The organism is Bartonella sp. MR168JLCBS, from assembly GCF_042194175.1.
The window spans coordinates 1-763 of record NZ_JBHIMP010000320.1 but is presented as its reverse complement, the minus strand read 5'-3'; the positions used below and the strand labels follow the sequence as shown (position 1 = coordinate 763).

General features: G+C 44.8%; 1 protein-coding gene. It reads right to left on the bottom strand.

Annotated features, from left to right (window positions below):
* Positions 1-763 (bottom strand): tetratricopeptide repeat protein (locus ACFIK8_RS11150; RefSeq protein WP_375669463.1); only part of this gene is annotated, 763 nt, incomplete at both ends.

Below are 763 nucleotides of genomic sequence, written 5' to 3'. Positions count from 1 at the left end.
TGCTTCCTTTGCAAGCATATACCATGCCGCTGCCATTATCGTATCGCCTTTTGTTCCTATTCCATCTCGATAAAGCCTTGCAAGACAGATCTGTGCCGGGGTGATCATGTTGATGGCATTGGTAAAAAGCAACTGAAAAGCACGTTGAAAATCGGCTTCTCCTCCACGGGCTTGGACAAGCCATTGTGCTAAAAGGATTTGGGCTTCAAAATGTTTATTTTGGGCAGCAACTTCCATAAGTTTGCGCGCATTACGATCATCTTTTGGCTGTGTTAAAGTTCCTAAGGAGAGAATTTTTGCAGCAGCGAAAGAAGCTTCTGCATCACCAAGGGCTGCACCTTTTAAGAACCATTTTAATGCCTGGTCTGTCGCTTCATTTTCGCGGCTTTGGGAAAAGACACCTGCAAGAGCTTGCTTCTCATGCAAGGCTTTATAAAGGAGCATTTGTCCATAATAAAAATAGGCTTCTTTCACCCCTGCGTCTACAGCTTTTCGAATAAACTTTTCACCGAGTTCTTGATTTTGTGCAATAAAATGGCCATCAAATAACATAAGACCATAGCGCAGTTGTGCTTGTGGTTCGCCCTGTTTTGCTGCACGGCCAAACCACAAAGCGGCGCGTGCTCCATCCATAGGAACGGCACACCCTTCCATATAAATCCGGCCAACCAAAGTTTGAGCAAAGGGATCATTTTGTTCAGCACGCCGGAGCGCTTCACGAAAGGCTTTCAAATAATAGCCTTGGATATAATAGTCATAGGCT